Annotated in this window: 18 protein-coding genes; 7 read left to right on the top strand and 11 right to left on the bottom strand. The window is 44.1% G+C overall.

From position 1 onward, the window contains the following. Positions 1-6: 6 nt before the first annotated feature. The 6 genes from ABJF92_RS15580 to nadC all read right to left on the bottom strand — a co-directional run bounded on the left by ABJF92_RS15580 (position 7) and on the right by nadC (position 6,069). Positions 7-921: a GspE/PulE family protein gene (locus tag ABJF92_RS15580; protein ID WP_446816693.1), complete on the bottom strand. Its 915-nt coding sequence runs from the start codon at positions 919-921 to the stop codon at positions 7-9. After that, entirely contained in the window at positions 918-1,358 is a 441-nt protein-coding gene (locus ABJF92_RS15575) for a pilin (protein WP_446816692.1), read from the bottom strand. The genes ABJF92_RS15580 and ABJF92_RS15575 overlap by 4 nt, the downstream gene beginning before the upstream one ends. Before the next feature lie 54 nt (positions 1,359-1,412). Beyond that, positions 1,413-1,787 carry a hypothetical protein gene (locus ABJF92_RS15570; RefSeq protein ID WP_446816691.1) on the bottom strand — a complete coding sequence of 125 codons (375 nt, stop codon included), beginning with the start codon at positions 1,785-1,787 and terminating at the stop codon, positions 1,413-1,415. A 103-nt stretch (positions 1,788-1,890) separates the two neighbouring features. Then, on the bottom strand, positions 1,891-3,987 hold the full coding sequence (pta, locus tag ABJF92_RS15565) for a phosphate acetyltransferase (RefSeq protein WP_446816690.1): 2,097 nt from the start codon (positions 3,985-3,987) through the stop codon (positions 1,891-1,893). Positions 3,988-4,027: 40 nt separating this feature from the next. Continuing rightward, positions 4,028-5,218 (bottom strand): acetate/propionate family kinase, encoded by a 1,191-nt coding sequence (locus ABJF92_RS15560; RefSeq protein WP_446816689.1) that lies wholly within the window; start codon positions 5,216-5,218, stop codon positions 4,028-4,030. A gap of 8 nt (positions 5,219-5,226) precedes the next feature. Continuing rightward, positions 5,227-6,069, bottom strand: coding sequence for a carboxylating nicotinate-nucleotide diphosphorylase (nadC, locus tag ABJF92_RS15555; protein WP_446816688.1), 843 nt, complete (start codon positions 6,067-6,069; stop codon positions 5,227-5,229). An 870-nt stretch (positions 6,070-6,939) separates the two neighbouring features. Between nadC and aceE the strand changes: the two genes are divergently transcribed. Both aceE and aceF read left to right on the top strand, forming a co-directional pair. Further along, positions 6,940-9,606 (top strand): pyruvate dehydrogenase (acetyl-transferring), homodimeric type, encoded by a 2,667-nt coding sequence (gene aceE, locus ABJF92_RS15550; protein ID WP_446816687.1) that lies wholly within the window; start codon positions 6,940-6,942, stop codon positions 9,604-9,606. A 92-nt stretch (positions 9,607-9,698) separates the two neighbouring features. Next, on the top strand, positions 9,699-11,597 hold the full coding sequence (aceF, locus tag ABJF92_RS15545) for a dihydrolipoyllysine-residue acetyltransferase (protein WP_446816686.1): 1,899 nt from the start codon (positions 9,699-9,701) through the stop codon (positions 11,595-11,597). 78 nt (positions 11,598-11,675) lie between these two features. Here aceF and ABJF92_RS15540 read toward each other — a convergent pair whose 3' ends face one another. Next, positions 11,676-12,836 carry a patatin-like phospholipase family protein gene (locus ABJF92_RS15540; protein WP_446816685.1) on the bottom strand — a complete coding sequence of 387 codons (1,161 nt, stop codon included), beginning with the start codon at positions 12,834-12,836 and terminating at the stop codon, positions 11,676-11,678. A gap of 211 nt (positions 12,837-13,047) precedes the next feature. Between ABJF92_RS15540 and ABJF92_RS15535 the strand changes: the two genes are divergently transcribed. Then, entirely contained in the window at positions 13,048-14,172 is a 1,125-nt protein-coding gene (locus ABJF92_RS15535) for a beta-ketoacyl-ACP synthase III (RefSeq protein WP_446816684.1), read from the top strand. Positions 14,173-14,259: 87 nt separating this feature from the next. Beyond that, a complete protein-coding gene (gene pgm, locus ABJF92_RS15530; RefSeq protein WP_446816683.1) occupies positions 14,260-15,900 on the top strand; it encodes a phosphoglucomutase (alpha-D-glucose-1,6-bisphosphate-dependent) in 1,641 nt (546 codons plus the stop codon). A 46-nt stretch (positions 15,901-15,946) separates the two neighbouring features. Here pgm and ABJF92_RS15525 read toward each other — a convergent pair whose 3' ends face one another. The 4 genes from ABJF92_RS15525 to ydiJ form a co-directional block, all read right to left on the bottom strand. Then, positions 15,947-16,168 carry a hypothetical protein gene (locus ABJF92_RS15525; protein WP_446816682.1) on the bottom strand — a complete coding sequence of 74 codons (222 nt, stop codon included), beginning with the start codon at positions 16,166-16,168 and terminating at the stop codon, positions 15,947-15,949. 14 nt (positions 16,169-16,182) lie between these two features. After that, positions 16,183-17,331, bottom strand: a complete 1,149-nt coding sequence (locus ABJF92_RS15520; RefSeq protein ID WP_446816681.1) for a Na/Pi symporter — start codon at positions 17,329-17,331, stop codon at positions 16,183-16,185. Positions 17,332-17,431: 100 nt separating this feature from the next. Further along, positions 17,432-18,175, bottom strand: a complete 744-nt coding sequence (locus tag ABJF92_RS15515; protein WP_446816680.1) for a spermidine synthase — start codon at positions 18,173-18,175, stop codon at positions 17,432-17,434. Positions 18,176-18,225: 50 nt separating this feature from the next. After that, entirely contained in the window at positions 18,226-21,318 is a 3,093-nt protein-coding gene (gene ydiJ / locus ABJF92_RS15510; protein WP_446816679.1) for a D-2-hydroxyglutarate dehydrogenase YdiJ, read from the bottom strand. 208 nt (positions 21,319-21,526) lie between these two features. Here ydiJ and ABJF92_RS15505 point away from each other — a divergent pair, with 208 nt between their 5' ends. The 3 genes from ABJF92_RS15505 to ABJF92_RS15495 all read left to right on the top strand — a co-directional run bounded on the left by ABJF92_RS15505 (position 21,527) and on the right by ABJF92_RS15495 (position 24,386). Further along, complete coding sequence (locus tag ABJF92_RS15505) at positions 21,527-22,459, top strand: 1-aminocyclopropane-1-carboxylate deaminase/D-cysteine desulfhydrase (RefSeq protein WP_446816678.1); 933 nt, start codon at positions 21,527-21,529, stop codon at positions 22,457-22,459. Positions 22,460-22,570: 111 nt separating this feature from the next. Then, complete coding sequence (locus ABJF92_RS15500; protein WP_446816677.1) at positions 22,571-23,452, top strand: NAD(+) kinase; 882 nt, start codon at positions 22,571-22,573, stop codon at positions 23,450-23,452. A gap of 49 nt (positions 23,453-23,501) precedes the next feature. After that, the gene (locus ABJF92_RS15495; RefSeq protein ID WP_446816676.1) at positions 23,502-24,386 is read left to right on the top strand and encodes a rhomboid family intramembrane serine protease; all 885 of its coding nucleotides are present in this window, start codon (positions 23,502-23,504) and stop codon (positions 24,384-24,386) included. Positions 24,387-24,411 lie beyond the last annotated feature (25 nt).

Below are 24,411 nucleotides of genomic sequence, written 5' to 3'. Positions count from 1 at the left end.
ATCTTTCTAATAGCCATTCCAAAGGGAAGGTTGATCGATTAACTCTTCATAGCTTTTGGGTAGCGTGTCATTCCAGTTAGGTTCGATGGCACTAAAAATTGCGCTGGCGAATGTGCTCTTGTAATACATGGTTTGGTGGATAATAAGGTGAAGGGAACTGACCAAGGAGAAAAAATCCACGTTCCAACCTCTACAGCGATGAATGGCATCTAGAGGTGAATTTGTGTGTAGTGTGGCAAGTACTAAGTGTCCAGTTAGGGCGGCGCCAACCGCTAAATTCGCGGTTAGTGCGTCGCGGATTTCACCGACCATGATGACATCTGGATCCTGTCGAAGAAAAGACTTTAATAAGTTAAGGCTACTCATTTCAATGGCATCGTTGGGCTCACATTGAATCAATCCTGGAATTTCATATTCAACTGGGTCTTCAATAGTAAAAATACTTCTTTTTCCTGTGTTTAATTTATCCAAGCACGCGTATAACGTTGTACTTTTTCCAGCCCCTGTTGCCCCGCACACTAAAATTAAACCATGGGCGAGACCAAGAGTGGTTTCTAAACTGTTCAATAAAGGTTTTGTAAAACCAAGTTCAGCCAAGTTTCGTCTTTGTTTGTCTGGCAATAACCGTAATGCCACTTTTTCCCCTTTTATTGTTGGAATGATGCTGACACGAACAAAGCAGTGGCAGTTGTGGTCTTCGTATAAGAATTGACCTTCTTGGCTGCGCCGAGTTTCCGATAAATCCAAGTTAGCCCGCATTTTAATTCTGTTGACCAATTGGCAATCTCGCTTTTGCTGCTCGACAGCTTCTAGCTGGCCATAAATCCGCTGAGATATATAAGTAAGATCGTTCATGTGGGCTATATGAATATCTGTCGCTTGAGACGAAATAGCGTTACTGAGAATTTGCTCTAGAGTCATTCTGTATTCTCCTGACAATGACCAGGAAGTAGGGCTTGCTCAAGGTCTGATGTACATTGCCAGTTTTGAGCGCTGTCTCGTTGGTAATCAAAATACTGTCCATCATCAACCCCTGTGTCGGCATTTAAGCTAATGACGATATGACCAGTAACCCCGTTGTTGTCATTAACACTAATTGATTTGACGATGGAGTCATGTGTGAGGCTCCGCTTTAAAAGATCGAATTGTGTTGAGGAGGGAAAAACGCCATTAATTAGTATGAACTCTTCTACTATGGCTTGATGCTGTGTAGCGATGTTTTGTGCTTCAACTAATTTGGCCTTGGCGATTTGACGAACAAAAGAAGGAGCGGATAGGCTGGCAATGATTGAGATGATCGCGATAACGACCATTAGTTCTAATAGGGTGAAGCCACCCTGTAAGCGTCGGATTCTCATTCTTCTCTCCTTGAAGATATACGCTCTAGCATCCTGCTTAAGCGTAGATATGGATTAGGCTAATGTATCAAGCCGATCTCCTATTCTGGTTTGCTGTTGGTAGCGCTCTAGCTGTTGTTGCTCTTCAATAAGCAGTTGCTCACGAGCAAGGTATTCTTCTCTTTGACGTTCTAGCTGTCGTTGTTGATTAAGTTGTTCTGCTTGTTGTTTTAGCTCATCAACTGACAATTGACGATTTTGTTCGGCGAGGGCCTGGCTTTCTTCGGATACAGTAACGACCAAATCACTGGATGCTTTGGCATTTCTGGAGTGTTGGGCAGCAAGACTGGTATCGTCATCAGTTCGTTGATCGAACTGCTCCTGTATAGGCCGTTGGTTAACACTTAAGGTGCTTGAAGCGGCTATAGCATGAGGAAGGCTACCTGACATTTAAATCACCAAATGAGTAAATGAAACAATTTAAGTTTAGTCACCATATTAAATAAATCCAACTCAGTAAACGGCTGAGTTGGATTTATTTTTAAGGGCCAAATTAATGGGCAACCTGTCCTGCCTGAATGGCAGTAATGGCAATGGTGTAAACAATATCGTCTACTAAGGCGCCACGAGAGAGATCGTTAACGGGTTTGCGAATACCTTGCAGCATAGGTCCAATACTGACCACATCAGCGCTTCGCTGAACGGCTTTATAGGTCGTGTTACCAGTATTCAAATCAGGGAAGATAAACACGGTAGCTTTACCTGCCACTTTACTGTCTGGTGCTTTTTGTTTTGCTACCTTTTCCATGATGGCGGCATCGTATTGAAGCGGACCGTCGATTAACAGATCAGGGCGCAATTCTTGAGCTATGCGTGTTGCTTCACGGACCTTATCCACATCATTGCCTGTACCCGAGCCGCCAGTACTATAGCTGATCATGGCAACTTTGGGTGCAATACCAAATGCTGTTGCCGAGTCAGCACTTTGAATTGCGATTTCAGCCAGTTGCTCTGCTGTTGGGTCTGGATTGATGGCGCAGTCACCATAAACGAGTACTTGATCCGGCAAGCACATAAAGAACACTGAAGAAACAAGAGATGCCGTAGGAGAGGTTTTCACTAATTGTAATGCAGGACGAATGGTGTTGGCTGTGGTGTGAATGGCACCCGATACCAGACCGTCAACATCGTTGGTTTGGAGCATCATGGTACCCAATACAACATTGTCTTCAAGTTGTTCTCTGGCAACAATATCCGTCAAACCACGATGTTTACGAAGTTCAACCATAGGTGCCACATAGCGATCACGAATACTGGCAGGATCAAGTATTTCTACACCATGACTCAATTCAATGCCGTTGTTTTGTGCGATACGAATAATTTCTGCTTCATTGCCTAATAGGGTGCAGCGGGCAATGCCACGCTCTGCACAGATTGAAGCGGCTTGTATGGTGCGCAGTTCTTCTCCTTCAGGCAGGATGATACGTTTGTTAAGTGAGCGAGCTTGCTCAATTAAACGATAACGGAAAGCAGGTGGTGAAAGTTTGCGTTCATCTTGGTTAAGGGCAAATGAATTGATCCAATCATGGTCAATACAACGCGCAATATGCTCTTTAACATTCAAAATACGCTCTTTGTCATCAAGCGGTATTTCTTGGTTAAACGATTGCATATTAATTGCAGTTTCCCAGCTATTGGATGCGACAGAAAGAATTGGTAGGCCTTTTGCCATGGCTTTACCACACAAAGCCATAAGTGCTTCGCTTGGTTGGTAATTGCCGGTTAAAACGAGCGCGGCAATCTTGGTATCGTTCAAAGCAGCAATAGCGGTGGCCATGATGATATCGGTTCTATCTCCTGGAGTGAAAACTAACACTCCAGGTTTTAGTGCTTCTAGCATATTTTCAACACCGCGGGCGCATAAAGTATAAGAATGCACTCGACGGCTTTCCATCTCACCCGCATTAACCACTTTGGCTTGAAGAAAATCTGCTACGTCTTTTACTCTTGGGTAGGTAAGTTCCTCGGCACGTGGTATTTGACCTAATAGGCTAAAGTTGCGTTTAAAAATACTGCGTTGGGCAAATAAGTCACCGTAGGATTTAACTCCTAAAGAACCTGGTGTAGTTTTGTTTAGAATACAGCCAATAACATCTTGATCTTTAATGCCACCATAAGAGCCTGCGGCAATTTCCACATGATGCTCCAACTCATTAACGCGCATATCTTTCGGTGCGGTTACCAATACCAAGCCGGCATCTAGCGTACGAGCAATGGCTTTATTAAGGCGTGTTGCGTATGGGTGGCCCGGAATCTGGGCAAGGCCTTCCACAATGACTGTTGAGTCAGCTTCAACGCAGGCCTGAAAACGACCAACCACTTCTTCCATGAGTTCATCAATATTGTCATTATAAAGATAGCGCTCGGCTTCATGAAGTGGAATAGGCTCGGAAGGGGATAGCGTTGAACCTTGTGCGACCATAGCGGTAGATTTGTCAGGCCCCGTGTCCCCCGGTTGTGGTTGAGCAATTGGTTTGAAAAAACTGGCTTTTAGACCTTGTTGTTCTAAAGCTCTGACCAAGCCAACCGAGACTGAGGTCAAACCAACACCAGGTCCTGTCGGAACGGTCATTAGTACATTGATTGACATAGTTATAAATCCTTATAAGACGACAAATCAGTCGTCCCGGTTATTTCTGAATAAGTGAAATAGTGTCTAGGGCAATCATCAACTCTTCATTGGTTGGAATAACCCAAATTTGGGTTCGACAACCTTCAAAAGTTAGATTACTAATCTCGCCTCTAGGTGCTTGTTGGTTTTTGCTATTATCAAGTTTGATACCAAACGCTTTTAAGCGCTGACAAATTTGCTCACGTAAGTAGATTGAGTTCTCACCAATACCACCCGTGAAGACCAAATGATCAATACTATCTAATGTAGTGGCTGTACTGGCCAGATATTTCGCTGTCCGAGATGCAAAAATATCTAAAGACAACTTAGCTCGTTCGTCCCCTGAGAGCATGGCTTCTTCAAGGGTTCGGCAATCATTGGACAATTCTGAAACACCTAATAAGCCGCTTTGTTTATTGAGCACATCTAGAGCAGCGTCTTGACTGATGTTTTCGGCTTGGCTAATAAAAGAGATAAGACTTGGATCGAGACTGCCGCTTCGAGTGCCCATCATCAGCCCTTCTAATGGGGTGATGCCCATGCTGGTGTCACTGGATTGACCACAGTTAATGGCACAGGTACTGGCACCATTACCCAAGTGTGCGACCAACACACCTTGTTGTTCACTGCCTGGGGAAGTTTTCGCTAATTGATGGCTAATGTATCGGTAGCTAGTGCCATGGAAACCGTACTTACGAAACCCATGATTACGGTAGTACGACATGGGAATAGGGTAGAGGTATTGTTCCGCCTCTAGTGACTGGTGGAAAGACGTATCGAAAACCGCCACCTGTGGAATGCCCGGAAACAGTTCAAAAGTAACTTCGATACCCTTAATGTGAGCTGGGCTGTGCAGAGGAGCAAATTTAGCACACTCTTCAATGCCATTGATAACGTACTCATCAATTATGATGGAGGAGGCGAAGGTTTCACCGCCATGGACAACTCGATGTCCAATACCAACGAGACCCTGTAAGATATCAGGATGCTGATCTAGCCATTGTTTAATCACAGTGACCGCTTCTTTATGAGTGCCTTCTATTAATTGTGATTGAGTTTTTTCACCCTCATACTTAATACTTATAACGCTTTCATCGCTACCCAGTCTTTCGGCAATGCCTTCAACCAGAGTTAGCTGACCTGCATTAGCAAGCACTGCAAACTTCAAAGAAGAACTGCCGCAATTAACGACTAATATGTTGTTTTGCATAATGACTCCTAAGCTACCCTTAAAGAGAGGTCAATGGCTTGTACGTGCTTCGTAAGAGCGCCAATGGATACAAAGTCCACTCCGGTTTGAGCGACCCTGATAAGCTTATCTTGATCCATGTTGCCGGATGCCTCGAATTTAACCCCATGGCCATATTGTTTCACGGCAAGGGTCATATCTTCATAAGAGAAATTATCTAACATGATGATGTCGACACCAGCGGATACGGCCATAGCCACTTCAGATAAATTTTCAGTTTCAACTTCAATAGGTTTGCCTGGGGCAATTTCTTTGGCCATGGAAACAGCATTAACAATAGAACCCGCTGCCATGATGTGGTTTTCTTTAATTAAGAATGCATCATAGAGGCCAAGGCGATGATTTTGCCCGCCACCGATTCGAACGGCATATTTTTGTGCGTGGCGTAAACCCGGTAGTGTCTTACGAGTGTCAAGAATGGTTAATTTACTGTCGGCCACTAAGCTTGCATATTTATGAGTGACCGTAGCGGTTGCCGAAAGTGTTTGTAAAAAATTAAGGGCGGTTCTTTCAGCGGTTAAAATACTGCGTGCATTGCCCTCTAGGGTTAAAAATACCTGATTTTCACTAAGAGCATGACCTTCTTGGAAATGCCAAGTTAGTATTACGGATTCGTCTAGTTGACGAAACACTTCTTCTACCCAAGGCTGACCACATAAGATTGCAAACTCACGGCTAATAACGTTGGCTACAATGTGTTGAGATTCTGGAATCAATTGGGCGGTAATATCAAGATCACCAATATCCTCTTGAAGAGCGAAAGCGACTTGTATCTTCATGTCTTCCGTTGTTTTATTGTCCAGCGAGGCCATGATTTATCCTAATTCTTGTTAAGCGAAATCAAACATTGTAGCCGTATATTTATCTATAGTCAGTTACGAATGTTTCTTAGTGATCAATTTACACTAAGTTTTCTATGAAAAGCTTGCTGACCATTGCAATTGTGGGATCTTGCTAATTTATGGATGGAAATACTGGTCGTTATTTGTACAAAAGTGCGATGTTTTAAAGATCAATATGGATCAAAAACTCACATAATCAATTTTTATGGCTGCTATCTATTGTGTGAATGTTAGTGTTTGCTCGCAATTTTGCATCGGAACGGTAAGGATCACAAGTCGTAATGAAAGCGCTATCTGTATGACAAATAGCCATTTTTATGGGGGGGGTGAATGGATTCTTAGGCTGAGTGGCTAGGCGATTTCTTGATTAGATGGTAGTCTTACGTCCGAATGCCCTATATATCGTAAAATATTGACCGTATTTTTAAGTAAAAATCCAGTGGATATTTTATGATTGGACCGCATCTAAAATAAAAAACGATGCAGGTTTTAGTGTTCACTTTGATAGAGATTTAAGTGTTTTTGTTTCCATGCAGTACAGCTGTATGTTTTGCAAAAGCGTATTTACGGGTTTGATGAACCAAGCCCAATAGGAAGCGAACCGACTAGATCTTTTGGTGGTCGATGCAGTGACGCCGTAAGTCAAAATAATAAAAAAATGTCATTGAAAAAATAAACAGGCATCTTGAATTCAGTAGAGATCCGTTTTGTTAGTTGGCTGGAATAGTTATGGCTATTCATACTGTTCCGACGGTTCGTTTAAGTAGCCACCAAGGCTTTAAAAAATAGATTGACCTTGGTTGGTTAAGTACTGTTCTAATAGCGGGAGTTATTAATACAATGACTGAGCAGCATATTCTCGAAGACATTGATCCAATTGAAACCAAAGAGTGGATTGATGCGCTTGAGTCTGTCCTTCGTGAAGAAGGCCCTGAACGCGCGCAATATATTTTAAATAAATTGTCGAGCGAAGCGTCAAAAGCGGGTACAAATTTACCATCTTCAATCACAACACCTTATTGCAACACGATTTCACCTAAAAGTGAGAAACCATTGCCAGGTGATGTATTTATGGAACGTCGTATACGTTCTATTATTCGTTGGAATGCATTGGCGATGGTAATGAAGGCAAACCGAGTAGATTCTACTTTAGGTGGCCATATCACGAGTTTCTCATCAGCAGCAACGCTTTATGATATCGGCTTTAACCACTTCTTCCGTGGTGGTGACGGTAAACAAGAAGCTGATATGGTGTTCTTCCAAGGCCATATTTCTCCAGGTATTTATGCTCGTTCATACATTGAAGGTCGTTTGACTGATGAACAGCTTGATAACTTCCGCCGTGAGGTTGATGGTAAAGGCATTTCCTCTTACCCACATCCTTGGTTGATGCCCGATTACTGGCAATTCCCAACGGTTTCTATGGGGCTTGGACCACTACAAGCTATTTACCAAGCACACGTAATGAAATACCAACATAGCCGTGGCTTGATCGATCAAGGTGATCGTAAAGTTTGGGCATTCCTAGGAGATGGTGAGTGTGACGAGCCAGAATCTCTAGGCGCCATTGCCCTAGCGGGTCGTGAAAGCCTTGATAACTTGATCTTTGTTATTAACTGTAACCTTCAGCGCCTAGATGGTCCTGTTCGTGGTAACAGCAAAATTGTACAAGAGCTTGAAGGCGTCTTCCGTGGTGCTGGCTGGAATGTTATTAAGTGTTTATGGGGCCGTCATTGGGACCCATTATTTGAAAAAGACACCAAAGGCTTACTTGTTAAGCGTATGAATGAAGTCTGCGACGGCGAGCTTCAGAACTACAAAGCGAATGGTGGTGCCTACACTCGTGAGCATTTCTTCGGTAAATACCCAGAATTGCTAGAGATGGTTAAAGACATGACTGACGATGAGATTATGAATCTTAATCGCGGTGGTCACGACCCTTACAAAGTTTATGCAGCGTATGCAGAAGCGACGGCCCACAAAGGCCAGCCGACTGTTATCCTTGCGCAAACGGTTAAAGGTTACGGTATGTTCAAGGCGGCTGAAGCACAAAATACCGCCCATCAAACTAAGAAACTGGATGAAGAGTCTTTGGCTCAGTTCCGTGACAAGTTTGGCATCCCTATCAGTGATGAAGAACTTAAAGACCTTCCTTACTACCGTCCTGCTGAAGATAGCCCAGAAATGCAATACTTGCGCTCTCGTCGTAAAGAATTGAGTGGTGATTTCCCAGTACGTCGTCGTGATTGTGAAGCGCTTGAAGTGCCTTCACTAGAAGCATTCAAAGCACAGATCGCCGGAACTAAAGGTCGTGAAATTTCGACGACTATGGCATTTGTTCGCGCATTGAACGTGATGGTAAAAGATAAGAAGATCGGTGAGCGTGTTGTGCCTATTTTGGCCGATGAAGCACGTACGTTTGGTATGGAAGGTATGTTCCGTCAGCTAGGTATCTACAGCTGTGAAGGGCAACGTTACACGCCACATGACCACACTCAGATAATGTACTACAAAGAGTCTAAAGACGGTCAGATCCTTCAAGAAGGTATCAATGAAGCCGGTGCATTCTCTTCATGGTTAGCACTTGCGACGTCTTACAGTAACAGTAATCTACCTATGATTCCTGTGTACATTTACTACTCTATGTTTGGTTTCCAGCGTGTTGGTGACTTGGCATGGGCAGCAGGTGACTCACAAGCACGTGGTTTCTTGATCGGTGCGACAGCAGGTCGTACTACGCTAAATGGTGAAGGTCTACAGCACGAAGATGGTCATTCTCACATCTTGGCAGGTACGATCCCTAACTGTGTATCTTATGATCCTACTTACTCATACGAAGTAGCGGTAATCGTTCAAGACGGCTTACGTCGTATGTACCAAGATAAAGAAAGCGTTTTCTACTACCTAACAGTGATGAATGAAAACTATGCCCATGAAGATATGCCTGAAGGCGTTGAAGATGGCATCATCAAAGGTATGTACAAGCTGCAAACGAATCAGAAGAAAACGAACAAGAAACAAGTTCAATTGCTTGGTTCTGGTGTGATCTTGCGTGAAGTTGAAGCCGCAGCGAAAATTCTTTTCGAAGATTACGGTGTGAATTCCGATGTATGGAGTGTAACGTCTTTCAATGAGCTACGTCGTGAAGGTTTAGACGCTAGTCGTTGGAGCATGCTCCACCCAGAAGAAGAAGCACGTTTGTCTTATGTTGAGCAGTGCTTAGAAGGCAATGGTCCTGTTATTGCGTCAACTGACCACGTTAAATTGTTTGCTGATCAAATTCGTCCATTCATCAAAGGCACTTATAATGTCCTTGGTACAGACGGTTTCGGTCGCAGTGATACACGTGAACAATTGCGTCACTTCTTCGAGATCAACCGTTATTGGGTTGTTGTTTCTGCTTTGAATGCGCTGGTAAAAGACGGTGTGATCGATGCATCTGTAGTTAGTGAAGCGATCGCTAAGTTTGGCTTAGATCCAGAAAAACCAAACCCAGTTACTTGCTAATTACATAACAAGCTAGTCCATCTAGCTAAGGTTGTGCCTTAGCTAGATAAGTTTTTAAAGTTTGATGCGTCTATACGACAAAGGAGATTTCCGTGAGTACTGAAATCATTCGAGTACCGGATATTGGTGGTGCAGCTGATGTTGAAGTTATTGAAATCAGCGTTCAGGTTGGCGATGTAATTGCCGTTGACCAATCCATTATTGTGTTAGAAACAGATAAAGCTTCCATGGACGTTCCATCGTCTATGGCAGGTAAAGTTGTCAGCATTTCCGTAAAAGAAGGCGATACCGTCTCTGAAGGTGATGAAGTGTTGGTAATTGAAGTTGAAGCCGCAGCAGGTGCTACAGCAGAGAAAACTGAAGCTACAGCACCTGTAGAGTCTGCTCCTGCGCCTGTCGCTGCAGCAGCTTCCAGTGAAGAAAAAATTACTATTCCAGACATTGGTGGCGCAACCGATGTTGAAGTTATCGAAGTTTGTGTTGCCGAAGGCGACAAAGTAGAAGAGGGTGATTCCATCCTTGTTCTGGAAACAGATAAAGCTTCTATGGACATTCCTTCTCCATTCACAGGTACTGTTGGAAAAATCATTATCAGTGTCGGTGACACGGTATCTGAAGGTGCTGATGTCCTAACCTTGGTTACAGAAGGTTCTAGCGCCCCTCAAGCGGCTGAAGCTCCAGCGGCTGAAGCGGCGACACCAGCTGCTGTTGCCAGTGGTGTTGAAACGGTCAATGTTCCTGATATCGGCGGCGCGGAAGGTGTTGATGTTATTGAGGTAGCGGTTGCTGTTGGTGACAAAGTAGAAGAAGGTGATTCCATCATTGTTTTGGAAACCGATAAAGCTTCTATGGAAATTCCTGCTCCAAAAACCGGTGTTGTTAAGTCCTTGTCTATTAAAGAGGGTGACACGGTTTCTGAAGGTGATCTAATTCTTGAATTAGAAGTTGAAGGTGTAGCGGCTCCTGCAGCAGCTCCAGTTTCTGCGCCTGCAAAAGCAGCAGAACCAGCTCCTGCTGCCGCTAAGCCAGCTTCTGCTCCAGCAGTAGATTCATCTGCTGTGCTTTCTACACCGTCTAAGAAAGTTCATGCGGGCCCTGCGGTACGCATGTTGGCTCGTGAATTGGGCGTTGAATTGTCTTTGGTTCGTCCTACCGGTCCTCGCGGTCGCATCCTTAAAGAAGACTTGCATGCTTACGTTAAAGCCGCTGTTCAAAAAGCGACTTCAACGCCTGTTGCAGGCTCTGTAGCCGGTGCCGGTTTACCGACTGTACCAGATCAAGATTTCAGTAAGTTTGGTGAAATCGAAGTTGTTAAGATGAGCAAGATACAAAAGCTTACTGCACAGAATATGGTGCGTAATGCTCTTGTTGTTCCTCAGGTTACTCAATTCGATAAAGCAGATATTACTGACCTTGAAGGATTCCGTAAGGGTCTTAAGGCTGAAATGGAGAAGCAAGGTGTTAAGCTAACGCCACTACCTTTCCTAATTAAAGCTGTTGCTCAAGCCATGGTGGCTAACCCTGCATTTAATGTGTCTTTGACTGCTGATGGCGAAAGCTATGTACAGAAGAAATATGTGCACATTGGTATTGCGGTGGATTCACCAGCTGGATTGGTTGTTCCTGTGTTACGTGATGCGGATAAGAAATCTGTTGTTCAGATTGCTAAAGAAGCGAACGTTCTGATCAAGAAAGCTCTTGATAAACAACTTAAGCCTGCGGATATGCAAGGTGGTTGTTTCACTATTTCAAGCCTTGGTGCGATTGGTGGAACTGGCTTCACACCAATTGTTAACTGTCCTGAAGTGGGTATTCTTGGTGTTTCTAAAGCGGACATTGAACCACGTTGGAATGGTAAAGAATTTGAACCACGTACTATGTTGCCTCTGTGCTTGTCATACGATCACAGAGCGGTGAATGGTGGTGATGCGGGTCGATTCATGACCTTCTTGAACTCTCTTCTAAGTGATCTACGTCGCTTAACTCTATAATCTAATTAGAGTGTAAAAAGCCGCTTTTACTGGGTAAAAGCGGCTTTTTTGTTTCTTAAGTTTACACCGTTACACTGTCTATTTAATCTTATCAATTTCTAAAAAATCTAAAATCTTATCTTTCTCCCACATGGCATCTTTTTGCCCAAGCTCTATAAGTGCTCGACAGTATTCTGGAGTAAATAGCAGGTAGCTAGCAGCTGAACTCGTTCTTTGTGATGAAGACCCTCCTGCGGCTTTAAGTAGAGTACGGACGTTTTTGGGTAAGGTAGTAATATGTTGGTCAGCAATTTCATTTATCTCTTGTGAAGGGGAGATGATTAAGGTTTCAGTGGGGAGCTGATGCTGGGCTTTCTTGTCATCTGGAAGGTCACGTAAAATGTCATTGAAAAGCTCTAATTGATTGATGTCGTCTTCTAGGTTATCGATAAAAGCACTGTTTAGCAGCTGTCCAAGAATTTGCGTCATACTGGGGGCGGATGACGACGCTTCGACCGTTTTGCTTGGCCACTCCTTGACTCTGCGATTTCCGCTTACCCCAATGATCATAATTTTTTTCGCGCCTAATTTCATTGCAGGATAGATAGCGGATTTTTGTCGAATGGCACCATCTCCGTAGTAGTGTTGATCAATCTTGTTGGCAGGAAAGATGGTTGGGATCGCACTTGAGGCGAGTAGATGGTCAACATTAAGTTGTGCTCTAACCCCTTTGCGCCGATTACCTTGCCAGGGCTCTATATTCGACAAGGCTTGAAAAAATGTGGTCGACTCGCCAGTGGAGTAGCTCATGGCCGTAATGGCGAGGGACTTAAGTTGTTGTTGGTCAACCGCTGTCTGAATGTCAGCAAAACTTAAATAATTTTCCAAGAGTTGCTTAAGAGGAGTGTTATCCATAAGCGCAATGGGGTCGTTATGATTATGACGATGAAATAAACCAAGCAGCGTTTTTGTGAGCGAGCTGGTCATGGGCCAACGACTCATAGTGTAAATTTGATCTGGTGTAAGATGACGCCATACGAAGGCTAAAGTGGACACGGCGCGGGTGAAATTACCCGCATGGCTGGCCAGCATACTAGCATTTAAAGCGCCCGCTGAAGTGCCACATAAAATCGGAAAGGGGAGTTCACAGCCTTTGGGGAGTAATTTACCAATCGTGGAAAGAACGCCCACTTGATAAGCGGCCCTCGCACCACCGCCAGATAGAATTAAAGCCGTATCCTTGTTGTGATTGTTAATCATAATGGACTCAAAACCGAAAGATAATCAAATATAAGCTACAGTTATCTAATAGTAAAACAAGCGCTAGAATCAATTTATTTTCAAACAAAATGAATATCACAATCTGAACAGTATAAATAAATGGTATAGTGGTATATGGCGAATATTTGTATCGGGTAATTTTTTAAGCCTAGCGTTGGCGCGATAATTACAATAATAAAAGGATAATGAAATGGCGAATTCTGTTGTTATCAGTGGGGTTGGTCTATGGACCCCAAAGTACAGTGTTAGTAATGAAGAGTTGGTGGCGAGCTATAATGCTTGGGCGGCAGACTATAATGAGCAGCATGCTCAGGGGATAGAGCTGGGTGATGTTTCCCCAAAGCCGTTTTCTAGTGCTGAGTTTATAGAAAAAGCATCAGGTATTAAGAGTCGATACGTCTATGTAAAAGATGGCATTTTAGACATCGATCGAATGCGGCCATCCATCACGCCTAGACAAGATGATGAACTTTCTCACCAAGCAGAAATGGCCGTTGAAGCGGCAAAGAAAGCCTTATTAGCCGCTAATAAGACAGCCTGTGATATTGACATGGTGGTGGTATCTTGTGCTTACACCCAGCGTTCCTATCCGGCCATTGCTATTGAAGTACAAGCTGCATTGGGTATTGAAGGTTTTGCATTTGATATGTTAGTAGCTTGTTCAGCCGCCACCTTCGGTCTGCAAAGAGCTTATGATGCTGTTCGCTCTGACAGTGCGAAAGCGGTGTTAGTGATCAACCCTGAACTCACGTCTCCTCAGGTGAATTATAAAGACCGAGATTCACATTTTATTTTTGGTGATGTAGCCACCGCTATCGTTGTTGAAAGCGAAGAAACTTGTCGCTCACAACACGCATTCAATGTGCTGGGTGTAAAATGTGTGACATCCTATTCTAATAATATTCGCTCCAACTTTGGCTATGTTAGCTTTGCAACAGATGAAGCACCCTATGGTGTGGATAAACTCTTTCATCAAAATGGCCGCAAAGTGTTTAAAGAGGTTTGCCCAATGGCGGCCGAGCACATTGAAGGGCATCTAACGTCCCACGGGATTGACGTGTCTCAATTAAGGCGTTGGTGGTTGCATCAGGCCAATATAAACATGAACTTATTGATTAGTAAGCGCCTTTTAGGGCGTGATGCGAGTTTTGATGAAGCCCCAATTGTCTTAGATGAATACGCTAATACTGCCTCAGCGGGCTCTATAATTGCTTTTGCAAAGTATCATGAGGATATGCAACCCAATGACATAGGTGTGATTTGCTCCTTTGGTGCTGGGTATTCTATAGGTAGCCTCATTCTACAAAAGAGATAGTGTTGTAACCGTTAAGTCATTGAAACTATTGTTCAATTAAGGGAGACTGTAGGCACTTAGTTTTAATGACTTAGAGGCATTTATAATATGGCAATTCACCCTCAAGCAGGTAAGCTTGCTCCACTCGATTCATTGGTTAATATTCCTAAACTAATGAGCGCCTATTTTTTGCAAAAACCCGACGTTAGCCAAGCTGTGCAACAAGTGGCTTTTGGCACATCAGGACACAGGGGGAATGCTTTTCATACCAGTTTCAACGAAGATCATATTCTGGCGATCAGCCAAGCCATTGCAGAATACAGGCTACAGCAAAAAATCACCGGGCCTTTATATTTAGGCAAAGATACCCACGCTTTATCAGAAGCAGCTTTTCAAACGACATTAAGCGTATTAACTGCCAATGGTGTGAATGTAAGGGTTCAGTCGGATAACGGCTACACACCTACACCAGTCATTTCCCATGCAATTCTGACCCACAATGTTTCCAGTAACGAGTTAAGTGACGGCATTGTGATTACACCTTCTCATAACCCACCCACAGATGGCGGCATTAAATACAATTCTTACAAAGGCGGGCCTGCAGATAAAGAGATTACCGATTGGGTCGCGTCGCGAGCCAATCAGCTGTTAGCAGAAGGGCTAAACGGCGTAAAACGTTTGTCTGAGCAAGGCCAAACTGACTCTGGGTTGATCGAACCTTTTGATTTTATTCATCACTATGTGAACGATCTAGAAAATGTCATTGATATGAAAGCCATCGCTAAGGCTAAGGTTCGTATCGGTGTCGACCCTATGGGTGGCTCTGGCATTCATTACTGGCAGCCTATTGCGGATAAATATGGTCTAGATATTACCGTTGTTAATACAGAAGTCGACCCAACCTTTCGATTTGTTCCCCTAGATAAGGATGGCAAAATCCGTATGGATTGCTCATCACCTTATGCCATGAATGCCTTGTTGAACATCAAAGATGACTTTGACATAGCAGTCGGCAATGACCCGGATTATGATCGTCACGGTATTGTTTGTCCCAAATCTGGCCTAATGAACCCAAATGCTTACCTAGGGGTGGCCATAGAATATTTATCTCAACATCGTGAAGATTGGCCTGCCGACATCAAGTTCGGTAAAACCCTAGTTTCCAGTGGCATGATTGATAGAGTAGTCAATGGACTTGGTAAACAGTTAAGTGAAGTACCTGTCGGTTTTAAATGGTACGTGGAAGGTCTATATCAAGGTGAAATGGCGTTTGGAGGTGAAGAAAGTGCCGGTGCCTCTTTTTTGCGTAAAAACGGTCAAGTATGGACTACAGATAAAGATGGCTTCATCTTGGCACTGTTGGCCGCTGAAATTTTAGCCGTTACCGGTAAAGATCCGTCAGAGTTTTATGAAGAGCAGGTATCTAAATATGGGAGACCTTTCTACCAGCGAATTGATGTAGCGGCTACGCCAGAGCAAAAAGCCGTTCTCTCTCGCTTAAGCTCAGAAGATGTTAAGCAAACAGAATTAGCAGGCGAGGAAATCTTGCAGGTTTTGACCCATGCCCCAGGTAATAATGCGGCCATTGGCGGTTTAAAAGTTGTTACCCAAAACGGTTGGTTTGCTGCCCGTCCTTCGGGCACCGAAAATGTTTATAAAATTTATCTAGAGAGTTTTATTTCGGAGCAGCATTTGGCCGAATTAGAACGGGCGGCGAAAGCCCTAGTGGATCAAGTGTTTTCGGTATAAAAAGATGAAAACCCCAACCCTGATAAGGGTTGGGGTTTTATTGTGGTTATTTTTTCTTAGCTTCGTCTAAAAGATAAGCAATGAAATTCTTAATGCCGACGATGTTAAGCTCTGCGCTTTTCATATGATGATCCAGATCGTAAATTTCATGCTCTTGTTTTAGTTGCTCTCGACGCGTGACTTCTTTTTTAAGTTCGGTAAGTGTTTGATGGGTCTCATCAATCAGCTTGTGAAGCCTTTCATTGGTTAATACTTTTAAATCACTCATAAATACTCCCTAAATTAGATTGCGCTACTGACGCCAAGGCATAGTGCTGGAAAGACAAAGAACACACCCAATATATAACCAAGGGCGGCAAACTTATTGTCTGCCGCTGTCTGACCTAGAGTTTCAGCGGCCTTAATAGGTAGGTTACGAAGCATAGGGGTGCCATAAATCACCAACACTCCCAAGATATTGTATATCAGATGAATGAAGGCTATTTGTAGAGCGGCCTGAGCGTTCCCCGTCACAGCGGTAGCGGCAAGAACCGCCGTGACACAAGTGCCAATGTTAGCCCCTAGAGTGAATGGGTAAATATCTTTCAATTTGAAAGAGCCAGAGCCTGCAAGAGGCACCATCAGCGATGTGGTGGTAGAAGATGACTGAACTAAGATAGTCACTAGGGTACCAGAGGTGATACCGGAAATTGGTCCACGACCAATCGCGGTATGCATGATGTCTTTGGCTTTACCCACCATTAACTGCTTCAATAATTTACCAACATAGGTAATAGCGATAAAGATCAAAACAATGCCGAGAACGATAAGGGTGATGCCACCTGCTTGGTCGCCTAGCGTCTGCGTTGCGCCTTTAAAGGTATTTACAACCGGCGCAGTAGCGGCTTTTACGAAGTTGAGCCCGCTTATTGAAGTATCACCAGCCCCGTAAAATAAACTTGTTAACCATGCGCCTGCTTTTTCTAAAATGCCAAAGGCGATTTCTAGAGGCAGAAAGATGAGTACAGACAAAAGGTTGAAAAAGTCATGAACGGTAGCCGCGGAAAAAGCTCTTTTAAACTCTTCTTTAGCTCGAACGTGCCCTAAAGATACGATGGTGTTGGTGATCGAGGTGCCAACGTTTGCCCCCATTACTATAGGAACCGCTAGCTCAACGGGTAAACCACCAGCCACAAGGCCAACAATTATAGAGGTTACCGTCGAGGAGGACTGAATGAGTGCGGTGGCGACAATGCCGACAACCAGACCTGCAAAAGGATTGCTGGCGAAAGCAAACAACTCTTTAGCGTGACCGCCAGTAGCCATTTTAAAACCACCACCAATCATGCCTACGGCGCAAATCAGTAAATAAACCAGTAGGGCAACCATGGCCCACTGCATATAGTTTTGGTATTCACTTCTGTTAGGAAGTGCTGCTTGATTGTTTTCCATAGTGCATTCTACCTATTGGTTTTAAGATAAAATGCATGTTACGTAGACATTCTTACAGTGATATGACAGCAAGACAGGCTTAACCCTGAGGAATGAGTGGTTAAGAAAGTTCCGTCAACCGAGATAGCCATTTGGTCAGCGGAATGTCCAGACTAGCGCCTAACTTTTGCGCGATGGCTTTCATGGCTTTTGCATTCACGGTGTGAGTTTTCTTACAGGCAATGACCACCCAATTCCCCGTGCCAGTGTCCAACGCCCTAACGTCTACAAAGTTTTCTTTAAGTAATTCAGTGAGCCCTTGATGGTTCTTGTAGTCACTCCAGCAATTAAGTACGAGCCAGCCGTTTTCTTTAATATTACGGGCGCAGTTTTCAATGAAACTGGTGGCTAAAACGGATCGGTCCATACCTTCTGTATGATAAATATCCGTCATCAATAGATCGACTTTCTTGTCTAAGCCTTTATCGAGGAAGCTTGCGGCATTTTCCACCACGAAGTTAATACGTTTGCCCTGGGGAAGCTTAAAATACATTTGCGCGGTGTCCAGCACTTCTTGGCGAAGTTCTACGGCTGTGATTTGGATGCTCGGCACACTATGATAAAGAGCGTTCACCAGTGCACCCCCCCCTAACCCTAAAATACACACTCGCTTTGGTTGCATAAAGAGTAAGGGTAGCATCATGGCTTGGGTATATTCGTGCTGTAGAACGTGTGGGCTGGAAAGTCGGATACGGCTTTGTTCATCACCTTCTGCAAAGGAAAGAATGCGATATTGACCGTCATCTATTACCCGGATGGGACCATACTCGTCCGCACTGTCATGGATAAGGTTATGTTGATTCATGCTTTTCCTGATAAAAAATTGGCCCCTTGAAGGGGCCAATAGCTAAGCAACTAGGCTTGGTTGGAAGTAATTGGTTGCTGGGCTTTTTTAAGATGAGATAAAAGTACCTGTGCTGGATGAGGCAACTTGGCATCATCTAGGCGTTTGGCTTGGCTACGACATGAGTATCCGGTGGCAACGAGCTTGCCAGACAAGTCGGCATCGGTAACCTTTTCATGCCATGACAGCTCATAAATGTGCTTGGATGTTTCTAAGTTAGCACTTTCATGACCATAAGTACCCGCCATACCACAACAACCCACATTTTCAATTTTAAGCTCAAGACCTAATGTACGATAAACCTTTTGCCAGTCACCAATTGAGCCTGCAGCATTGGTCTTCTCTGTACAGTGGGTCATTAAGTGATAGGTCGAACCTTCACAAGTAAGCGGTTGCTTAGTGAGGTGCTCGGTTTTCTGTGCTAGCCATTCTTGCATCAACTGAATATTAGGGATTTGGCGTGTATCGGCAAAAACCTTGGCGTACTCAGAGCGGTAGGTCAAAGTCATGGAAGGGTCAATACCGACAAATGGCAAACCATAAAACGATAGGCTTTGTAACATATCCAGATTTTTACGTGCGGTCTTGTGAAAAGCACGCATAAAGCCGTGAACATGCAATGGCTTGCCATTCGGCATGTATGGAGCGAGGTAGGCTTGAAAGCCTAATCGGCTCAGCATTTCCATGGTATCCAGTACCAACTCTGTTTCAAAGTAACTCGTGAAAGCATCTTGTACTACAATGACGGCGCGTTGTCTGTCTTTAGGACTAAGGCTTTCGATGGCAAGAGGGGTCGCCAAACGAATGCCGCGCTTAGACATTTCTTTCTTTAAATTGAACTGGCTGAATTTAGGGTTATCCGCCAGTCCTAGATATTTGCTGCTAAAGTGATTGATCCAGCTGCGACTCACTAACCAATTGTAAGGCTGAGGCAAGACCGCAAGGCTTGGTAGCATAAATTCTAAAGAGCCGATGAGGTAGTCTTTCACAGGGCGTAAGTAACGACCATAGTAGAGTTCTAAAAATTTAGCGCGAAATTCTGGGACGTCGACTTTGATCGGACATTGACCAACACATGACTTACAAGCCAAACAGCCCATCATGGATTCATGAACCTCATGGGAGAAGTCGTACTCACCACGTCTCTTTGCCAAAGTGTTTTTAAGTTTGGGGATGAAGCTGAAAAGGAAATTACTGTGCTTAACATCTTCGCTAGCTTTTTGAGTATCCACCCCTTGGTTGCTCATGCCGCGTAACCATTCGCGCATTAAAGAGGCTCGGCCTTTCGGGGAGTGGCGTCGATCCCTGGTGCCTTTCCAAGAAGGACACATTGCATCGTTCGGGTCAAAGTTATAACAGGCGCCATTGCCATTACAGTACATGCCTTCCTTGAACTGGTCACGATTATGCAAGGGTATTTGGCGATCAAATTGCCCACGTAGGGGGACTTCGTCAATTTTGAGAAGTTCAGCCCCTAGCTCGAAAGGGGTGGCGATTTTTCCTGGGTTTAATTGATTACGTGGATCGAAAGCCCCCTTAACTTGCTGAACGCTTGGGTATAGGTCACCGAAAAAAGCAGGAGCGTATTCAGAGCGAACGCCTTTACCGTGTTCACCCCATAATAAACCATCGTATTTTTGTGTTAGTGCTACCACCTTATCGGTGATTTCACGAATCATTGGCTCTTGGCTTTCATCTTTTAGATCCAATGCAGGGCGGACGTGAAGTACCCCAGCATCTACATGGCCAAACATGCCATATTGGACTTCATAGCTGTCTAATACGGCACGAAACTCCATAATGAAATCCGCTAAGTTTTCCGGTGGTACGGCGGTATCCTCAACGAATGGGATAGGGCGCTTTTCACCTTTAGCATTACCTAACAGACCCACAGACTTTTTACGCATGGCCCAGATTTTATTGACGTTACTGTGGCCTTTGGCAATGGTGTAGCCTAATGCGCTGCTATCACCTTGTTCCGCGAGTTTATCCAATTGGTCTGTTAAGACTTTAATACGCTCTAAAACTTCTTGCTCGCTCTTGCCGGTATATTCAACCAGATTGATGCCTTGAATATCTTCTCCGGCTTTTTCTGGGAAAAACTCAGAGACCGAGTTCCAAATAATGTCACCTTTGGCAAGACCCAAAACTTTTGAGTCAACAGTTTCGATAGAGGTAGGCTTGGCTTCCAATAGCTCTCTGGCGTGACGCAATGAACCTTCAAAGCTGTTATAACGAATGTTAACCAAGGCAGCATAGGTTGGAATGGTAAGCAAATTGACTTTCGCTTCGACAATAAAGCCCAGCGTGCCTTCGGAACCACACAACACAGAATTCATATTGAACAGACCTTGTTCAGTACGAATATGAGCAAGGTCATAACCTGTTAGGCAACGATTAAGCTCTGGGAAGGTTTTCTCAATTTGCTCTGCCTTGTTTTTTTGAATGCTATCGACCAATTTGTGAGCATGAGCGGCATAACCCTCACCAGATTTAATGGTTTCTAAGGTGTCGTCATCTATAGGAGTCGAATCCAACAAACTTCCGTCGAGCAAAACGGTTTTCAGAGACAAGACATGATCGCGGGTTTTGCCATACATAACCGAGCCTTGTCCGCTGGCATCGGTATTAATCATGCCGCCAATGGTCGCGCGATTACTGGTAGACAACTCTGGAGCAAAGAACAGCCCATGGGGCTTGATGGCTTTGTTCAACTGATCTTTGACAACGCCGGTTTGGACTCTTGCCCAGCCTTCTTCGGCATTGATTTCAAGGATTTTGTTCATGTGTTTGGATAAATCAACAATCAGACCATCACTCAACGACTGACCGTTGGTACCCGTACCACCACCGCGAGGACTAAGTACTATGTCATGAAATTCGGATTCATTGCTGAGTTGGCTAATCAGCTGGATGTCTTCCACGGTTTTTGGGTAAATAACCCCTTGTGGTAACACCTGATAAATAGAGTTATCGGTAGAAAGGACAACACGGTTGGCATAATCTGGATTGGTGTCGCCGGTAAAACCGGAAGCTTTTAGTCTCTCAATAAAAGCTAAGTACTTGGACTGAAGTGGTGACACTTCAGAAAGCGTTGGAATCATGTTTCATCTCCACAAATGATGAGTGCGCAGATTTTAACAAAATTTATCCCATAAAAGGCAGATTTATCAGGGATATTCTTCGTCTATAAAGAGTAAAGGGTCGCCTTTATAGAATTTTGCCTAGCTTAAAGAGAAAAGTGCTTTCAACGAATGGGGGTTGCCTATGATATTATGCGTAAAAACCTGATGTTAAGAGACTTTTCACTTCGTGCTTGAACCTATTGTTATCCCTGCTACCCCTTCAAACTCACTTCTGAATTATGAACTGTATATCTACCGGGGGGATTTAGAGAATCAAGCTGCCCCTGGTAATAAGTGGCATAAGCTCAAACATCATCTGTGTGCAGCTAACCAGCAAAAAGCTAAGGTGATAGCAACTTTTGCCGGACCTTATTCCAATCACCTGCACGCATTTTCAAACACTTTAAAAGCACTAGATGAAAAAGGTGTTTGTATCGTACGTGGTGAGCTACAAGCTAACCTTACACCCACTTTAAAAGATGCCGCCAAGAATGGAGTTGAGTTGTGGCCATCGAGTAGGGCTGATTATCGTCTTGGGGTGGACTCTCTGGTCGCAGCGAAAATTCAAAATGAATATGACGATGTGTATTGGGTGCCAGAAGGGGGTGGCGGCATGCTTGGTGCTAAAGGTTGCCAAGAATGGGCTCGAGATATTGCAAGGCAAGATAACGGCTTTGATGCTTGGGCGCTTGCAGCAGGCACAGGTACAACCGCCGCGGGTTTTTTATCCGCACCTGAGGTTCCCTTTTTACATGTGTTCAGTGCGTTAAAAGGGGCGGCTGACCAACAAGGGGAAATTGTTCAGCTTGCTTGTAAACTTAACAGCGCAAACTGTTCTGACAGGTTGAGATTTCATAGTGACTGTCATCATGGTGGTTATGCAAAGCACAGTGAAGAATTACGGGATTTTATGAAGCAAATAGCCCAGCTAAATCCTAACCTGATACTCGACCCTGTTTATACCAACAAAGCCCTCTTTGCTATTATCAAAGCAATACAGTCCGGTCAGTGGCCTAATAGGCGAACATTATTTATACACACAGGTGGTATTCAGGGCTGGCGAGGCTACAAGGATGAGCATAATCCATTTTTGAAAGTCTGTTCACATAGCGAGAGCTAGAGACTTCGTGTTAAAGTGGCGACAACTTAGATAACAAACCCTGAGCCTTGGCGCATCGAGTTTGTTCGTAATTGTATTGATTGCATTTGATTGATGATAAGAGAATAACGCATGAGTCTTTTTACACGTGTGGGCATTATTGCAAGATTGGATAAGCCTCAGGTTCTAGAAACAGTCAAAAAATTAATGGAATACCTTCAGGACAAGAATCTAGTCCCTGTGTTAGAAACCGAACTGGCTACCATGATGCCAGGGGTGAAGATTGACTCATCCCCGCTTAAAGAACTGGGCGATCACTGTGATTTGGCCATAGTTGTGGGGGGCGACGGTAGCTTTTTAGGGGCCGCTCGAGCAATTTGCAGTTATGATATTCCTGTCTTAGGCATCAACCGAGGCACACTAGGTTTCCTAACGGATATTTCTCCTCATCAATTAAAAGAAGAATTAGACCCCATCTTTCGTGGTGAATTTCATGAAGAAAAGCGCTTCATGATTCAAGCCAAGGTGAAGCGACAAAACCAAGCCCGTGGCGAAGGGATAGCATTAAACGATTTGGTACTTCACCCAGGAAAATCCGCTCGTATGATCCAATTCGATCTCTTTATCGATGATCAATTTGTGATGAATCAAAAATCCGATGGTTTGATCGTGGCTACACCAACGGGATCCACCGCTTATGCTCTGTCTGCTGGTGGCCCAATTATGCTACCAACACTGGATGCCATAGTATTGGTTCCTATGCATCCCCATACCTTAAGTAATCGACCCATTGTGATTAATGGCAACGCTAAAATTCGAATTGTTGTCTGTGAATCGAATCTTACTTACCCGAGTGTGAGTTGTGATGGTCAGTTAAACATTACTGCTGCGCCAGGTGATGAAATACATATTACCAAGAAAGAGGGTGGCATCCGCTTAATCCATCCTATGAATCATGATTTTTATGATGTTTGCCGAGACAAGTTAGGTTGGCAAAGCAGTTATAAATCCTAACTATAAACCTAACTTCATATTACTAGAGGGGACTCCCAGTAAGGGTTAGATGTTTCCAATTTATCGTTTTAAACCCGATGCCGACCCAGCGGTGCTTAGCCGTTTTTTATGGCAACAGAAAATTGCCCATCGTATCGAATTTTCCAATGGTCACAATGAGCTTTGGCTTGTTAATGCTCAAAATCAAGCTTATGCAGTAGAAATTATTACGGCTTGGGAAAGTGGCGAGGATTTGTCTCAAATTGTGTCATCCGCAAGCGCAAAACCCATTCGTAAAGCCTCATCAAAAAGTCTAGTGGGTTTCTACCTAACTTATCCTGCCACCATCACAACTATCGCGCTGGCGGCTATTGTCGCTTTTGTCACCCAGTTGGGGGCAGATTTAACCAGCGTTGCGTATTTTTCTATTAGTCCGTTTGAAGTGTTTGGCAGCCAAGTGCGCTTTTTACCACTAGAAGAAGTCTTAGCACAGGGTGACTATTGGCGACTGCTGAGCCCCGCTTTTCTTCATTTTAGTCTGCTGCACTTTATTTTTAATGTTCTTTGGGTATGGGATGTGGGACGTAAAATTGAGCATCTACTGGGCTCTTTTTTATGGGCGGTCGGTGTGCTGGTCACCGCATTACTTAGCAACGTTTTGCAATATGAGATTAATGGCAACCCATTGTTTGGTGGGCTGTCTGGTGTCGTGTACGGACTGATTGGCTTTGCATGGCTGACACCTTTACTACACCCACGCTGGCCAAGATTGATAAGTAAACAATTAATGGTATTTTTTGTCGTCTGGTTGGGTATTGGCTATACGCAAATACCTGAAATGGTGGGTTTAGGCAGTATTGCTAACACAGCCCATACGATAGGTTTGGTTACAGGTTTGATTTTGAGTGGCCTGTATTGTTTAGCAAATACCCTATGGACTAAGGCAAGCCGTTAGCCCTCGCGATTGGTTAAGAGAGAAG

This window comes from Marinomonas sp., assembly GCF_039940335.1.
In the GTDB taxonomy this organism is placed as follows: Bacteria; Pseudomonadota; Gammaproteobacteria; order Pseudomonadales; family Marinomonadaceae; genus Marinomonas.
This window is presented reverse-complemented; position numbering and strand designations above follow the sequence as displayed.

Coding starts and splice junctions, on each gene's coding strand:
- ABJF92_RS15495 (WP_446816676.1), top strand. CDS start 23,502: ATGTTTCCAATTTATCGTTTTAAACCCGATGCCGACCCAGCGGTGCTT.
- ABJF92_RS15520 (WP_446816681.1), bottom strand. CDS start 17,331: ATGGAAAACAATCAAGCAGCACTTCCTAACAGAAGTGAATACCAAAAC.
- ABJF92_RS15535 (WP_446816684.1), top strand. CDS start 13,048: ATGGCGAATTCTGTTGTTATCAGTGGGGTTGGTCTATGGACCCCAAAG.
- ABJF92_RS15580 (WP_446816693.1), bottom strand. CDS start 921: ATGACTCTAGAGCAAATTCTCAGTAACGCTATTTCGTCTCAAGCGACA.
- ABJF92_RS15570 (WP_446816691.1), bottom strand. CDS start 1,787: ATGTCAGGTAGCCTTCCTCATGCTATAGCCGCTTCAAGCACCTTAAGT.
- ABJF92_RS15525 (WP_446816682.1), bottom strand. CDS start 16,168: ATGAGTGATTTAAAAGTATTAACCAATGAAAGGCTTCACAAGCTGATT.
- nadC (WP_446816688.1), bottom strand. CDS start 6,069: ATGGCCTCGCTGGACAATAAAACAACGGAAGACATGAAGATACAAGTC.
- ABJF92_RS15560 (WP_446816689.1), bottom strand. CDS start 5,218: ATGCAAAACAACATATTAGTCGTTAATTGCGGCAGTTCTTCTTTGAAG.
- ABJF92_RS15500 (WP_446816677.1), top strand. CDS start 22,571: ATGAGTCTTTTTACACGTGTGGGCATTATTGCAAGATTGGATAAGCCT.
- ydiJ (WP_446816679.1), bottom strand. CDS start 21,318: ATGATTCCAACGCTTTCTGAAGTGTCACCACTTCAGTCCAAGTACTTA.
- aceE (WP_446816687.1), top strand. CDS start 6,940: ATGACTGAGCAGCATATTCTCGAAGACATTGATCCAATTGAAACCAAA.
- ABJF92_RS15575 (WP_446816692.1), bottom strand. CDS start 1,358: ATGAGAATCCGACGCTTACAGGGTGGCTTCACCCTATTAGAACTAATG.
- ABJF92_RS15540 (WP_446816685.1), bottom strand. CDS start 12,836: ATGATTAACAATCACAACAAGGATACGGCTTTAATTCTATCTGGCGGT.
- pgm (WP_446816683.1), top strand. CDS start 14,260: ATGGCAATTCACCCTCAAGCAGGTAAGCTTGCTCCACTCGATTCATTG.
- ABJF92_RS15515 (WP_446816680.1), bottom strand. CDS start 18,175: ATGAATCAACATAACCTTATCCATGACAGTGCGGACGAGTATGGTCCC.
- pta (WP_446816690.1), bottom strand. CDS start 3,987: ATGTCAATCAATGTACTAATGACCGTTCCGACAGGACCTGGTGTTGGT.